The sequence below is a fragment of the Blastococcus sp. SYSU DS0510 genome, from assembly GCF_054050835.1.
On the sequence record NZ_JBJHAC010000043.1, the window covers coordinates 1 to 15,211 of the forward strand.

At 70.6% G+C, this 15,211-nt stretch carries 9 protein-coding genes and 1 pseudogene; 7 read left to right on the forward strand and 3 right to left on the reverse strand.

Going from position 1 to position 15,211, the window contains the following annotated elements; all coding sequences use genetic code 11:
* Positions 1-113: 113 nt before the first annotated feature.
* Positions 114-317: pseudogene (locus ACI79P_RS21335) on the reverse strand (transposase); the annotation flags it as partial.
* Positions 318-706: 389 nt separating this feature from the next.
* Between ACI79P_RS21335 and ACI79P_RS21340 the strand changes: the two are divergent.
* From ACI79P_RS21340 to ACI79P_RS21350, 3 genes are all read left to right on the forward strand, one after another.
* A complete protein-coding gene (locus tag ACI79P_RS21340) occupies positions 707-2,371 on the forward strand; it encodes an exonuclease domain-containing protein (RefSeq protein ID WP_456583065.1) in 1,665 nt (554 codons plus the stop codon).
* A gap of 533 nt (positions 2,372-2,904) precedes the next feature.
* The gene (locus ACI79P_RS21345; protein ID WP_456583066.1) at positions 2,905-4,269 is read left to right on the forward strand and encodes an IS256 family transposase; all 1,365 of its coding nucleotides are present in this window, start codon (positions 2,905-2,907) and stop codon (positions 4,267-4,269) included.
* A 386-nt stretch (positions 4,270-4,655) separates the two neighbouring features.
* Complete coding sequence (locus ACI79P_RS21350; protein ID WP_456583067.1) at positions 4,656-5,531, forward strand: universal stress protein; 876 nt, start codon at positions 4,656-4,658, stop codon at positions 5,529-5,531.
* Between the two features lie 337 nt (positions 5,532-5,868).
* On the opposite strand, the gene ACI79P_RS21355 is transcribed toward ACI79P_RS21350, so the two are convergent.
* The gene (locus ACI79P_RS21355) at positions 5,869-8,607 is read right to left on the reverse strand and encodes a cation-translocating P-type ATPase (protein ID WP_456583068.1); all 2,739 of its coding nucleotides are present in this window, start codon (positions 8,605-8,607) and stop codon (positions 5,869-5,871) included.
* Positions 8,608-8,729: 122 nt separating this feature from the next.
* On the opposite strand from ACI79P_RS21355, the gene ACI79P_RS21360 reads away from it, so the two are divergent.
* The 4 genes from ACI79P_RS21360 to ACI79P_RS21375 all read left to right on the forward strand — a co-directional run bounded on the left by ACI79P_RS21360 (position 8,730) and on the right by ACI79P_RS21375 (position 13,899).
* Positions 8,730-11,171 carry a phosphoketolase family protein gene (locus ACI79P_RS21360; RefSeq protein ID WP_456583069.1) on the forward strand — a complete coding sequence of 814 codons (2,442 nt, stop codon included), beginning with the start codon at positions 8,730-8,732 and terminating at the stop codon, positions 11,169-11,171.
* Positions 11,168-12,298, forward strand: coding sequence for an acetate/propionate family kinase (locus tag ACI79P_RS21365; protein WP_456583070.1), 1,131 nt, complete (start codon positions 11,168-11,170; stop codon positions 12,296-12,298). The genes ACI79P_RS21360 and ACI79P_RS21365 overlap by 4 nt, the downstream gene beginning before the upstream one ends.
* A gap of 465 nt (positions 12,299-12,763) precedes the next feature.
* Positions 12,764-13,135, forward strand: coding sequence for a hypothetical protein (locus ACI79P_RS21370; protein ID WP_456583071.1), 372 nt, complete (start codon positions 12,764-12,766; stop codon positions 13,133-13,135).
* The gene (locus ACI79P_RS21375) at positions 13,132-13,899 is read left to right on the forward strand and encodes a DUF6544 family protein (protein WP_456583072.1); all 768 of its coding nucleotides are present in this window, start codon (positions 13,132-13,134) and stop codon (positions 13,897-13,899) included. The genes ACI79P_RS21370 and ACI79P_RS21375 overlap by 4 nt, the downstream gene beginning before the upstream one ends.
* Positions 13,900-13,915: 16 nt before the next feature.
* Here ACI79P_RS21375 and ACI79P_RS21380 read toward each other — a convergent pair whose 3' ends face one another.
* The gene (locus tag ACI79P_RS21380; RefSeq protein WP_456583073.1) at positions 13,916-14,794 is read right to left on the reverse strand and encodes a hypothetical protein; all 879 of its coding nucleotides are present in this window, start codon (positions 14,792-14,794) and stop codon (positions 13,916-13,918) included.
* Between the last annotated feature and the right edge of the window lie 417 nt (positions 14,795-15,211).

Consider the following 15,211-nt stretch of genomic DNA (forward strand, 5'->3'; position numbering starts at 1 on the left):
CCCGTCACCGACACCGACACCGCCGACGAGGAGGTGACCGACCAGCCGGCCATCCCGGCGCTCAGTGCCTGACCCAACCGAAGATCACGCGGTAGCCGTCACACACCACGCCAGCGGGCTTGACCGGGCTCACCGCCGCGGTCGGCTGACGCGGCCGGCGGGGCCAGGCCGTCTTCCCGGTCGGCGATCTTCAGCCAGCGCTGCAGACAGGACTCCGAGATCCCGAAATCCCGGGCCACTTGGGAGATCGACGCCTCGCCCTTGCGGGCCACAGCGATGACGTCACGCCGGAACTCCGGCGGGAACGGCTTGGGCACGATGCTGATCCTTCCAGCGAGGCCGCAGCCTCACAGGCAAGGAGTCAACCGAAGCCGGGGCAGTCCCCCTCCCTCCACAAGACCCTCAGTCAGATCCCGTGGTCACACGTCCTCGACCAACGTCTCTGGTCAGTACATCTAGAGGGGCGACGTACGCGCACCCCGTCTCACCGACACCCGGACGCGACGCCAGCGCAACACGGGTCTGAGCCCCCACCGGGGCGACCGCCCTCTACCGGCGGCTGCCCGATGGGCCGCCCTATGCCGGACCGAGTTGTGGGGCGGGCGAGCCCCGTGGGGGCGGTGGGGTACCCCTGGAACCCGAACGCCCCGTTCCGGCGCCGGCGGCTGGCAAGCTCCTCGCGACCGTACGACGACGGAGGGTGATCATGGGGTTCTTCGACAGGTTCCGCAGGCCCAAGCCCGCATCCGCCGCACCCGTGCTGTTGACTCCGCCTGCGGCTCCGGCCGCGCCGTTCACCGCGCCGGCGCTGACGGTGCCGTTGACCGGGCCGCTCGGGTTCGCCGTCATCGACGCGGAGACCACCGGCCTGTCGCCGAACAGCCACCGCATCCTCGAGCTGGCCATCGTCCGCACCGACTCAACCGGTCAGGTGGTCGACGAGTGGGTGTGCCGGTTCCACCCCGACGGCCCGGTCGGGGCCACCCACATCCACGGCATCACCGATGCCGACGTCGCCAACGCACCCCGGTTCTCCGAGGTGCTGCCCGAGATCAGCGCCCGGCTCGCGGGCGTGGCGGTCGCCGGGCACAACGTCACCTTCGACCTGGGATTCCTCCGCACCGAGTACGCCCGCGCCGGTTGGGCGCTGCCGCGCCTGCCCGCGGCCTGCACCCTCGACCACAGCTACGACCACCTGCCTGACCTCGGCCGCCGACGGCTGACCGACTGCTACACCGCGATCGGGCTCTCGCTGCAGGGCGCGCACTCCGCATTGCACGACGCCCGCGCCACCGCCAGCCTGCTGGCGTCGTACCTCGATCCCACCTGGGGCGGCCCGCCGCGCCAGGAGCTACTCGACCTGCCGCAGCTGGCCCGCGCGGTCGCCTGGCCGACCGCACCCGGCGGGGTCCGCCCACCCGTCGCCAAGCCACCCGCGCGCGCCGGGTACAACACGCAGAAGTGGGCGGCGAAGCCTCCGGCCGCGCCGCTAGTCACCCTGCTAGAGAACGTCCGCCTCGCCGACGCCATCGATGAGGGCGCGCCTGAAGGCTCGCTGGCCTACCTGGAGCTGCTCGCCGAGGTACTCGAGGACGGCGTGCTGACCGACGAGGAGCGCGCCGCCCTGGTGGACCTGGCCTCCATCTACGAGCTCGACGGCGATGCAGTGGAGGCCGCGCACCGCGGATTCCTGCTCGCCCTGGCCCACCTGGCCCTGGACGACGGCAAGGTCACCCGGGCGGAGAGGGCCGAGCTGACCGCCGCCGCCGAGCTGCTCGACGTGCCGGCGGAGGAGGTCACAGCAGTCCTCGACGATGCCGAAGCAGCCCGCCACGAGCGGCTGTCCGCCGGTCTGCGGCCACTGCCGGGAGACTGGGCGCTCGGCGAGCCTCTGCGCGTCGCCGACAAGGTCGCCTTCACCGGCTGCGACTGGCAAGTACGCGAGCGCCTCGAGCGGCGGGCCGAAAAGGTGGGCGTCCGGGTGATGAACAACGTCTCCTCCCGCACCGCACTACTGGTCACCGACGGCAGCTTCGCCGGCGGCAAGGCCGCTGAGGCGGCCACGCGTGGCATCCGCTGCGTGCACCCCGACGAGTTCTCGGTGTTGCTCAAGCACCTGCAACCCGCCGTCAAGCGCACGGCCGCCCTGCCGCGGCCCCGCGCGGGGGAGCCAGGCAAGGTGGCGGTCGCACCGGCGAGCCACTCGGGGGTCGACGACAGCACGGTGTCGACCACGCACGTGACCGCGTCCCCAGCGGCCGTGCGCGCCTGGGCCCGCGCCAACGGCTACGAGGTCGGCGACCGCGGACGTCTGCCGGCCAAGATGATCGACGCCTACCGCCGCGCTCACGAGGCCGTCAGCCAAGCTTGAGCCAGCATTGCCAACCGCGGGACTGGAGCCACGCCTCACTCGGACGATCACCGCTCGCAGCCCTCGATCGCCCGGATGGCCCGGATCGCCGCGGCACCGAGATCGGGATCCGCGAGGTAGGTCCCCAGCCGCCCGGCCGTGCGGCGGTGCTCAGCCGGGGTCGACGAGGTCTGACTGCGGTTGACCGAGGAGCAGGGCCGTCGATCGCCGACGTGATCCGCGGGACGCTGGTCGACCTCGGGCAGGACCGGCGGATCCGCGGGCTGGGAGTCGCCTTCCCCGGCTGTGAACGTTGGCGGCCGTGGCCTGATCGGCGTGTGCCCACCTCGTGCCCACACCCCACGTCTGTGCAGATCAGCGGGGCGGGGAGGGATCTGTAATCCCTGGGTCACGAGGTGGCAGGGCCTTTGGTGACGTCCCCGCTGGTGGTGTAAGTCCAGGTCACCGTTCGCGTGGAAGACCACGCGAAGGGGCCATCGTGTGATGGTCAGCGAGACCACGCCAATGGTTCTCGCGGAAGGACACAGCACACGATGGCCCTGGACCAGTCTGCCCTGCTCGAGGTGCTCGACGCACTGAAGGCCGCCGATGTCGACGACCGCATCCGGTCGGCGGCCACGACGATCTACCAGGCCTTGATCGAGGCCGAGCTTACCGCGGTGATCGGCGCCGGCCCGCACGAGCGCACCGAGGCCCGCACCGCCCAGCGCAACGGCTCCCGCCCGCGGGTGCTCACGACCACGGCCGGGGATCTGGAGCTGCGCATCCCGAAGCTGCGCGCCGGCTCGTTCTTCCCCTCGCTGCTGGAACCCCGCCGGCGGATCGACCAGGCGCTGTTCGCGGTGGTGATGGGGGCCTATCTGCACGGCGTGTCCACGCGGAAGGTCGACGACCTGGTCAAGGCACTGGGCGCCGACACCGGCATCAGCAAGTCCGAGGTGTCCCGGATCTGTGCCGACCTCGACGCCGAGGTGGCCGCCTTCCGCGACCGCAGCCTGGGCGAGCAGGCCTTCCCCTACGTGTTCCTCGACGCCACCTACTGCAAGGCCCGGGTCAACCGCCGGGTGGTCTCCCAGGCCGTCGTCATCGCCACCGGAGTGGCCACCGACGGGCACCGGGAGGTCCTCGGCTTCGCCGTCGGCGACTCCGAGGACGGCGCCTTCTGGACCGCGTTCCTTCGCTCGCTGAAGGCTCGCGGGCTGGCCGGCACCCAGCTGGTCATCTCCGACGCCCACGCCGGCCTGAAGGCCGCCATCGCCGCGGTTCCGCTCGGTGCCAGCTGGCAACGATGCCGAGTGCACTTCATGCGCAACCTCCTGGCCCGCGTCCCGAAGGGCAACAGCGAGATGGTGGCCGCCGCCATCCGCACCGTCTTCGCCCAGCCCGACGCCGAACACGTGCGCTCCCAGCTCGACGTGATCGCCGGCATGCTCGGCCGCCAGTTCCCCCAGGTCGAGGCCATGCTGCGCGACGCCGCCGAGGACCTGCTGGCGTTCACCGCCTTCCCCGTCGCGCACTGGAAGAAGGTCTGGTCGACCACCCCCGCTGGAACGGCTGAACAAGGAGATCAAGCGGCGCACCGACGTCGTCGGCGTCTTCCCCAATCCCGAAGCGCTGCTGCGCCTCGCCGGCGCGGTCCTCGTCGAGGCCCACGACGAATGGCAGGTCTCCGACCGCCGCTACCTCTCCGAGGGCTCCATGGCCCTGCTCGTCAGTCGCAGCGACCCGGCGAAGGAGGTGGCGCAGCCGGCTCTGATCGCGTCATAGTCACCACACCGCTGACCAACACGGTGAGGACTACATCCACCACTCAGCGGGACGTCACCGGGCCTTTCCCACCAGCGGCGTACGAGGCTTGGAGCGGAGGATGGTCTCGCGCACGCGCGCGTAGGGAATAGACCCGGAACTTGCGAAACTCGAGCAGGCGTATGGACTGCGGCACCGCCCCGATCAGCGGATATTCGAGCGGGCTCTAAGCCGCCGCACCCTGTCTGCGTATCACGTTGAGGGACTACGGGTCCCGCGGCCGCACCGGGCCTGGACTGGGACCGAGGGCCTGCTGGCCCATCGTCCCCTGGCGGGACGACGCCTTCTCCCCCATGAACGACACAATCAGGGAGCAGGCCGACAACCGGGCGATGGCTGACGAACTCCTGGGATGTGGACCGAGAGAACCGCGTGGAAGCGGAGCGAGGCAGGTGACCCGCGGATCGCGACACGGGCCCGCAACCAGGCGTCAGGTTTCGCCGTCTGGCAGCTTGGTGCGCCCAGGCATGATCAGGGCATGAGCACCGCTGAAGACCGCTCTCTCCGGGTTCTCGCCGGCTATGACGGGTCACCCGCCGCCGCCAACGCAATCGAGGTCGCCGCTCACCTCGTGCCTTCGGCCGCGGCACAGGTGGTGCACCTCTGGGAACCGCCCTTCGCCGTTCCGCAGCTGCGGCAGCGACTGAGGCGGGAGGCCGACAGTCTCGAGCAACTCATCGACCTCCTTGAGAGCGAGGGCCGAGCGGAGGCCGAGCGGCTGGCCGGAAATGGCGTCGCGCTGGCTCAGGCAGCGGGCTGGGAAGCCGAGAAGCTGGTGCAGCGGTCCTTCGGCGGCGACGGGTACCACTTCGCGCGTCTCGCCGAGGAGCGCGGGGCCGATCTCGTGATCCTGGGCTCTCGCGGCCTTGCAGGGGTGCAAGCGGTCATGGGAAGCGTCTCCGACCTCGTGGTTCACGTCAGTGTGGTTCCCGTGCTGGTAGTGCCCTATCCGCTGACAACGCGAGAGCGGTCGGCCGCCGTCGCCGGGCCAGTGCTCGTGGCCACGGACGGCTCACCGGGGGCTTCGCACGCCGCCGCTGCCGCAGCGTCCCTGTTCCCCGGCCGGGAAATACTGACGGCGTCCGTGGAGGTCCCCGGCGATCCCGAGGGTGAGCCTTCCGCGCCGTTGGACGCGGGTCACGTCCAGCTCGACTGTGCGGGACGACCAGGCAGCGCCCGAGCGGTCGCGGCAACTCTCGCCGACCACGCCGCGGAGCGTGAGGCGGCAGTCATAGTCGTCGGCTCCAGGGGCCGGTCAGCGAGCCGAGAGTTGCTTCTCGGCAGTGTTGCCAAGGCCCTCCTGCACCACGCCCGCTGTTCGATTTTCGTCGTCCCCGCCGGGCGGCCACTCTGAGTTCGCAGCTTGCTCCAGTCGACGACCTCGCTTCCAGGCGCGCCGTCCTCGTCACGGAGCTGCTGCAGCGGCTAGGGGACCGAGCACGTTTGGCGGCTACGCGTTGTTGTCAGGCGTGTCGTCGAGCCGGACCGGCTCGGAGGGCGAGGGGTCGCCGGCTGACCACTGATCGTCGAGTGCCTCGCCGATCACCTCGCGGTCAGCCCCGGGGCTAGCGCGAGCACTGTGGTCGCCTTCGGTGGCTCACGGTTTTCATCGAGCTGCCGATGATGAACCGAACACCGCCCAGGAGTAGTGCCAGATGCGTCCCGGTCCGGGTGCGCTGAGGCTGCCTGGGCTACGACAGCGTGCGACCGCCCCGAGCTCCGACCGGCTCGACGGGCCGACGTCCGGCGCGGACGCGCGCCCGCCAGTGGACGAACTTGTCCAGTTCGACGATGAGCAGCACCGTGGCGCCGAGCAGCCAGCACACCAGCCACTCCGACGCGGACAGTGGCACGAGGCCGAGTAGTTCCGCGGCCGCGGACCACTCGGTGGCGAACACGTAGAGAGCGAGGGCGCCCAGGGCGCTGCCGAGCAGCAGCCGGTTGCCGAAGGGGTTGAGGGCGAACAGCGACCGGTTCTCCGTACGGGCGCTGAACACGAGCCAGAAGTTCAGCATCACGAACAGCGTGAGCGCGATCGTACGGGCATGCTCCTCGGTGTAGCCCTGGCCGAGCGCCCACCGGAAGCACACCAGGATGGCGCCGGCCATCCAGGCCCCGGCCAGCGCAGTGCGCAGCCATAGCGCCCCTGAGAGCAGCCCCTCCCGGCGGGCCCGCGGCGGGCGATGCAACTCGTCGCCCTCCGGCGGCTCGAAGGCCAGCGCGATGTCCTGGATCCCATTGGTGACGACGTTGACGAAGAGCAGCTGCACCGGCAGGAAGAGCAGCGGCTGCTCGGCGAGCAGGTTCGCCGACACCGACAGCAGCAAGGCCAGCCCGGTCGCCAGCAGGAAGAAGGTGGCCTTGCGGATGGCGTTGAAGGTGACCCGCCCCTGCTTGACGGCGTCGACGATCGTCACGAAGTTGTCGTCGGTGAGCACGATGTCGGCGGCCTCGCGCGCAACGGCGGTGCCCGAGCGCCCCATCGCCACTCCGATCGAGGCCGCGCGCAGGGCCGGTGCGTCGTTTACTCCGTCGCCGGTCACTGCCACGACCTCGTCCTCGGCCTGCAGGATCCGGACGATGCGCAGCTTGTCCTGCGGAGTGACGCGGGCTGCGACGCCGCTCTTGCGGAGCCGGGCGGCGAGCACGTGGTCGTCGATGTCCTCCATCTCTGCGCCGGTGACCGGGTGGATGCCGGTGCCCAAACCCAGACGGGACGCGATGGACGCGGCCGTCGCGGGTTGGTCCCCGGTGATCATGACGACGGTGATCCCGGCCTGGCGGCAGTCGGCCACCGCTTCGGCGACACCGGCGCGGGGCGGGTCCTCCATCGCCTCCAGGCCCAGGAATGTCAGCCCGGTCGGCGGGGGCAGCGGCCGCTGGATTGGCTCGGCGGGGTTAAGCCGGCGCATCGCGGTCGCCAGGACGCGCATTCCCTGACCGGCGAGCTCGGAGTTGGCTGCCTCGACCGCGGCCGGGTCGAACGGACGCTCGCCGTCGTCGGTCGCCTGCGCGACGGACAGCCCGGCGAGGACGTCGGGGGAACCCTTGACGTAGAGGACGCGGACGCCGTCCGCGCCGGTGCGCACCGTCTGCGACAGGCGCAACTCCGGCTCGTAGGGCGTGTGCGCCACCCAGGGCTCGTCGCGCTCGTCCAGCGTCGCCGCGCCCAGGTGCACTGCCGCCCGGAGCATTGCCACGTCGACGGCGTCCCCGGTGAGATCCAGCGAATCACCCGCCGCGGTCACCGCGCCGGCCGGGGCGCGCACTGCCTCGTTGCTGAGCGCCCCGGCCCGGAGCGTCAGCCGAGCTGCCGGCCTCAGGTGCGGCGGCGTGCCGGTCGCGCTCCGGAGGTCGAGAGTGCCGCTCGCGGTCCAGACGACCTCGACGGTCATCTCGTTGCGGGTGAGCGTGCCGGTCTTGTCCGAGCCGATGACTGTGGTCGAGCCGAGCGTCTCCACCGCGGGCAGCGAGCGCACGATCGCGTTGTGCCGGGCCATCCGCGCCACGCCCAAGCTCATCGCGACCGTGAGCACGATCGGCAGCGACTCGGGGACCGACGCCACCGCGAGCGCGACGGCGGTCCGGAACATCTCCGATGCGCCGTAGCCGAGGATCAGCCCGGCCACGAAGATGCCACCCGCGGCGAGCGCGACGACGACGCCGATCCGCCGCTCGAGTGTGTGGGTCAGGACCTGCATGGGGGTCTTACCGGCGGGGCCCTGCACCAGCTCGTTGATCATCCCGATCTCGGTGCCGGTACCGACGCCGACCACGAGGCCAAGGCCCCGCCCGGAGGTGACGAGGGTGCCGCTGAAGGCCAGGTTGGTGCGGTCGCTGGCATGGGTGTGCGGTGGCAACCGGCTGACCTGCTTGGTCACCGGCAGCACCTCACCGGTCAGCATCGACTCGTCGACCTGCAGTCCGTTGACTTGAAGCAGCCGCAGATCGGCGGGCACCCGCTCCCCGCTCTCCAGCAGTACGACGTCGCCGCGGACCAGCTCAGCCGCAGGAAGCTCGCGCTCCTGCCCGTCGCGCAGCACCCGGCAGACCGGCACCGACAGCTGCTGCAACGCGCGGACGGCGGTCTCTGCCTTGCGCTCCTGCCAGAATCCGATCCCGGCGTTGATGAGCAGGATGACCAGGATCGCGGTGGCGTCCACCCACTCGCGCAGCGCGAGGGTGACGGCGAAGCAGAGGACGAGGATCCCGATCAGCGGGCTGACGAACTGGCGCAGCAGGACCGTCAGGGCCGAGGTCGCCTCTGTCGTGGGGATTTCGTTGCGGCCGTCCCGGGCGGCCCGGCGCGCTGCCTCGTGATCGCTGAGCCCGTGCGACGTGGTGTCCAGCCAGCCCAGCGCGTCCTGCCGGGACAGGACGTGCCACCGGCCGGTGGCGACGGGGTCGGTCGCATCCGTGGTGGTTGTCATCGGCGCTCCCGGGTGTGCCGGACGGCTCCGGTGAGCTGATCGTCGGCGAAAGTCCTCGTCGACGCCACAGGACGCCCCGCCTCCGGTTTGCGAGGGCAGGGCGCCGTCCGGTGGGATGGGGCATGGACGTCGTCGCGAGAGCACAGTCCGATGCATCGACCGGTCCGCTCTCAGACACGGAGCTTGCCGCGCTGGACGACTGGTGGCGGGCGGCGAACTACCTGTCCGTGGGCCAGATCTACCTGATGAACAATCCGCTGCTGCGGGAGCCGTTGCTGCCGGAGCACATCAAGCCCCGCCTCCTGGGTCACTGGGGGACCACCCCGGGCCTGAACTTTGTCTACGCGCACCTGAACCGGGCGATCACTGCGCGCGACCTGAACATGATCTATGTGATGGGCCCCGGGCACGGCGGCCCCGGACCGGTCGCGGCAGCCTGGCTGGAGGGCACCTACACCGAGGTCTACCCCGAGATCTCGCAGGACGCGGTCGGCATGGACCGGCTGTTCACCCAGTTCTCCTTCCCCGGCGGCATCCCGAGTCATGTCGCGCCAGAGACCCCCGGTTCCATCCACGAGGGCGGCGAGCTCGGCTACGCCCTGGTCCACGCCTACGGCGCGGCGTTCGACAACCCCGACCTCGTGGTCGCCGCGGTGGTCGGCGACGGGGAGGCCGAGACCGGCCCCCTGGCCGCGAGCTGGCACTCGAACAAGTTCGCCGACCCGCGCACGGACGGGGCGGTGCTGCCGATCCTGCACCTAAACGGGTACAAGATCGCCAATCCGACGGTGCTGGCCCGGATCCCGCGCGAGGAACTGCTCGAGCTGATGCGCGGCTACGGCCACACGCCCCATCTCGTCGAGGGCGACGACCCGGCGACGATGCACCAGCAGTTCGCCGCCACGCTCGACCGCTGCCTGGACGAAATCGCCGAGATTCAGCGGCGGGCCCGCGAGGACGGCGATTCCAGCCGGCCGCACTGGCCGATGATCGTGCTCGCCTCCCCGAAGGGCTGGACCGGACCGGCGACGGTCGACGGCCTGCAGGTCGAGGGCACCTGGCGGTCCCACCAGGTGCCGTTCAAGAACGCCCGCGAGGACGACGGCCACCGCGCTGTCCTCGAGGAGTGGCTGCGCAGCTACCGGCCGGAGGAGCTGTTCGACGAGTCCGGTGCCCCGGTGGCCGCCGTCCGGGACCTGCACCCGGCCGGCCTCCGCCGGCTGAGTGCGAACCCACACGCCAATGGCGGGGAGCTGCTGCAGCCGCTGCGGATGCCCGACTTCCGGGAGTCCGCCGTTCCCGTGCCGGCCCCGGGCACGGGAGCGGTCGAGTCCACCCGGGTGCTCGGCGCCTTCCTCCGCGAGGTCATGCGGGAGAACATGACGACGTTCCGGGTCTTCTCCCCGGACGAGAACAACTCCAACCGGCTGGGCGACGTCCTCGACGTCACCGACCGGGCCTGGATGGCAGAGCGGCTGCCCGGCGACGACCACCTCGCCCCCGACGGCCGGGTGATGGAGGTGCTCTCCGAGCACCTCTGCCAAGGCTGGCTGGAGGGCTACCTGCTCACCGGCCGACACGGGTTATTCTCCTGCTACGAGGCCTTCATCCACGTCGTCGACTCGATGTTCAACCAGCACGCGAAGTGGCTGAAGACCACCAACGGCATCCCGTGGCGGCGGCCCATCGCGTCCCTGAACTATCTGCTCACGTCGCACGTCTGGCGGCAGGACCACAACGGCTTCTCCCACCAGGACCCCGGCTTCATCGACCACGTGGTGAACAAGAAAGCCGACGTCATCCGGGTCTACCTGCCGCCGGATGCCAATACCCTGCTCTCGGTGGCTGACCACTGCCTGCGCACCGGGCAGTACGTGAACGTGATCGTCGCCGGAAAGCAGCCTGCGCTCCAGTACCTGGACATCGACAGCGCCGTCGAGCACTGCACCAAGGGCATTGGGATCTGGCCGTGGGCCAGCACCGACGCGGGCGAGGAGCCCGACGTCGTCCTCGGCTGCGCCGGCGACGTGCCCACCATGGAGACCCTCGCCGCCGTCGAAATCCTGCGCGGGTACTTCCCGGACCTGAGGGTCCGGGTGGTCAACGTGGTCGACCTGATGCGCTTGCAGGACGACCGGGAGCACCCGCACGGTCTCTCCGACCGAGAGTTCGACGCCTACTTCACGACCGACAAGCCGGTGATCTTCGCCTACCACGGCTACCCCTGGCTCATCCACCGGCTGACCTACCGGCGGACCAACCACGAGAACTTCCACGTGCGCGGCTACGTCGAGGAAGGCACGACCACCACACCGTTCGACATCTGCGTGATGAACCGCATCGACCGCTACAACCTCGCCATCGACGTCATCGACCGGGTCCCCCTTCTGCGGACGGTCGGCGCCCACGCCCGCGACCGGCTGCGCGACCAGCTCATCGAGCACCGGCGCTACATCCGCGTCCACGGGGAGGACCTGCCCGAGATCCGGAACTGGCAGTGGAGCGGGGCACGGGGGCCCATCACGTCGGGCGCGGACCCCCTGCAGGAGCCCGAGGCGGGATGAGGGTCCTCGTCGTCAACGCGGGCTCGAGCAGCCTCAAGCTGGCCCGGCTGGACGGCGACGGCGCCGTGACTGCATCCACCACGGCGCAGCACTGGCAGGGCGAGGGGCACCTGGAACCGCTGCGGGAGTTCCTCACCGCCTGCGGTCCGGTGGACGCCGTCGGCCACCGAGTCGTGCACGGCGGGCCGCGGCACGCCGAACCCGTGGTCGTGGACGACATCCTGATCGCCTACCTGTACTCGATCAGTCACTTGGCGCCGCTCCACCAGCCCCGTGCGCTGGCCGGCATCCGGTCGGTGCGCGACCTGCTCCCCGACGTCCCGGCTGTCGCCTGCTTCGACACCGGCTTCCACACGACCCTGCCGACGGCTGCCGCCACCTACGCCCTCCCGCGGGAGTGGAACGAACGGTGGGGTCTGCGCCGGTACGGCTTCCACGGGCTGTCCCATGCCTACGCGGCGCGGCGGGCAGCGGAGATCGTGGGGCGGCCGGTGGCCGAGCTGCGCGCAGTCTCCTGCCACCTAGGGGCGGGGGCGTCGCTCGCTGCGGTGCAGGGCGGCGTCTCGGTGGACACCACCATGGGCTTCACCCCGCTCGCTGGGCTCGTCATGAACACCCGGCCCGGCACCGTCGACCCGGGATTGGTGCTGTGGCTGCTCGAGCACGGGCAGATCCCGCAGCCGGAGCTGGCCGATGTCCTCGAGCACCACGCCGGGCTCAAGGGCCTGTCCGGCACGGACGGAGACCTCCGCGACGTCCTGGCCGGGCGCGCCGCCGGCGACGCGGCGTGTGCGCTGGCGTTCGACGTCTACCTGCACCGACTCGTGCGGGAGGCGGCTGCCATGACCGCCGCCACTGGAGGCTTGGACTTGCTGGTGCTCACCGGAGGCGTGGGCGAGCACTCCTGGGAGGTCCGCGCCGCGCTCGCCGAAGGCCTGGACCACCTGGGAGTGGCCGTCGACCCGGCGGCCAACCGGGCGACGACTGCGGACGGGGACATCACCGCCGAAGGAGCAGCCGTTCGCACGGTCGTCGTCACGGCCCGAGAGGACATGGAGATCCGGCGACAGGTGCTGGACCTGCTCGATGACGCCGAACTTCGGGGTGGAGACGTAGCCATTCGCTGAAGATCCGTCAGTCGCTGCGCCGCACTGCGTCGTGGGAAGCGAACGCATCCCAGGCGGCACCCACGACGACTCCGAGCCCGGCCCCGACGGCCGCACCGAGCGATCCCCGGACCGCCTGCGATCACCAGTCCCACCGTCATGCCGATGCCGGCGCCCAGCGCCACGCCCACGCCCTGAAATACGCGCCTTGGTTTCCGTCATCGCTCCGGCTCCCTCCGCTCGCACCGTAAGCCCTGGTCCCCTCGCTGCCCCAGGTCCGACCATCGGCCTCGCGAGCTGTCGAGACGCACTTGCCTCGGGCCGGTGGACTGGATGAACGTGGGGGCTGCGGCCGCCCTTCGTACCGCGTCCTGCTACCCCGCCTCTGAAGCCGACGGAGGCGGCTACGGTCCTCGAGTGACAGGAGCTCAGTCCCTGAAGGGCCGGTCGAGAGGGTATCGGCTGCTGCGGGCAGCAGCCGCTGCGGTGTTGGCCGTGCACGGCTTGGTCCATCTGCTGGGTGCCGCGCTGCTGTGGCGGTGGGGGCAGCCGGGCGAGCTGCGCTACGACGACGTGTCGCCGGCGGCCGGTTCGCCTCCCGGGATGATTGTCGGCGGCGTCTGGTTGGCCGCCACTCTGTTGTTCCTGCTGACCGCGGTGCTGCTGCTCCGAGGGCGCTCCGCCTGGCGCCCGATCGGTCTTCTCGCCGCACTGATATCGGTCGCGGTGCTGCTGCCGTCGGCCTCGATCGCGCTGGCCGGTCTGCTCGTCGACGCCGCCGTGCTGATCGGCGTCGCAGCCACCGTCGCCGCAGCACATCGCACAAACAGGCCTCAGAACGCCGGAGCGACGCGGTGACCGCCTCCTCGGTGCCGCGCGCTGCCCGAAGCGTGCGACGCGAATGGGACCTGCTGTCCAGAACCAGGGGCCAGCCCGAGGTCTTCGCTCCCGCGTTGGTCGCCGACCTTCCCGAGCCCGCGCGCCGCTGGTTGACCCACGCGATCGCACCGGGCACCCCGCTGTGGCCGACGGTGGAGTTGTCCATGCGCGGACAGATCCGCCTCGGCACCTGGCGGCCCTTCACCGCACGCCAGGTGCTCACCCCACCGCGGGGCTTCATCTGGGCCGCGACCGCCCGCCTTTTCGGCGTCCCGGTGGTCGGTTTCGACCGGCTCAGCTCAGGGTCGGGCCAGATGAGCTGGCGGCTGGGCGGCCTGATCCCCGTCATGTCCGCCAGCGGGCCCGACGTCACCCGCAGCGCCGCCGGCCGCCTGGCAGGTGAGATGACCCTGGTACCGACCACCTTCACCGGCGCAACCTGGACACCGGGCTCCGACGACGACCGGGTCGTCGTCACCTGGCTCATCAACGGACAGGACGAGAGCGCCGAGCTACAGGTCGGCCCTGACGGGCGGCTGCTCGGCGTCCTCATGCAACGCTGGGGCAATCCCAACGGAGCGCCGTTCGGGCGCTACCCGTTCGGCGTCGCCATCGAGGACGAGCAGACCTTCGCCGGTGTGACGATCGGGTCGGTACTCCGTGCGGGCTGGTGGTGGGGTACGGATCGAGAGTCCGAAGGCGAGTTCTTCCGCGCCCAGATCACCGGGGCCACGTTCCGGTGAGGTGAACCGATCACCCTCAGCCGTTGCCGACGGTCGTGGTGACGCTGTCGACAGTGACGTCACGCGGACCGGCCGGACCGTCTCGGAGCGACCTGGCGAGAGCGAACAGCGGGCGATACAGCAGCACCGTGACGGTCGCGAACAGCAGAGCGAACATGACAAACCCCCCGGCGAGACCAAGGGAGGCATCGGGGTCGTCATTCGCGTACATGACCACGCCCATCGCCGCCACGGCGATCGCCAGGCAGGTGTACCCGGTCAGCATCGCGTACATCGCCCGGCGGGCCCAAGGCACACCGCGCAGCACACCGATCCCGGTGGCCAAAGCCGCCGGCACCACTATCCCCAGGTCCATCAGCTTGACCATCCAGAAGGCCGTGGGACTTGAGGCGTACTCGGTCAAGCTCGACGGGTCCTGCCAGGCAGTCACTATCGGACGGAGATGAAGGCCGAACACGAGGAACAGTGCGACCAGGATCAGCGCCACTCCGGCAATCCGCTCCAGCCGGTGGGAAAGCCGCGGAAGGCCGGCCGGCACCGCACCCCAGGCCAACACCACCGCCGCCTCACCGAGGACGAAAACCGCCAGCAACAGCGGGAAGAACCGCTCAACATTGCCTGGCAGGCGCAGGTACTCCTGGCCGATGACCAACTGGGCGAACATGTAGATGACGTAGAGCGCCGGACCAAGGGCTAGCAGCGGGGCAACCGGATGGCGCCGCAGCGCCAGCACGCCGGCGACCAACGCAAGGGGTGCGACGACGAACAGGCTCGCGGCGTCGCCGCCCAGGAGTTGGTTGAGGGTCGTCACCGACGTTCGGTACTGCATCTGGTGCAGGGCCAACGGCCCGAGCAGCGCGCTGGTCGCCACACCGAACCCCAGCGCGATAAGCACGAAACCGAGGGCGTGGAAGCGGTCGACGCCACTCCGGCGAGAGGGCGCGAGTCGTCCCGCGGGACCATGGGCCCCATCTGCGGGCGCGTGCCGCAGCGCGGCTGATCGTTTGGCAGACCGCGATCGCTCAATGGGGTCCACGCCCCAAGGTAGCCGACATGGCTGCGGCAGACGCAGATCCGCGCCGGCCGACGATCGGCGACGGCGCAACCAGCGCCCCCGAGGCGGGGGCGCACTGTCCCGTGCCGGGTCTGATGGAGGCTCTCATCCAACGGAAGGATGAGAGTCATGGCAGCACCGAGGAAGTACCCCGACGAGCTGCGTGAGCGGGCCACCCGGATGGCTGTGGAGGCCCGGAAGGACCCGGCCACCCGTGCCGGCGCGCTCGCGCGGATCGCCAAGCAGTTGGGCATCAAC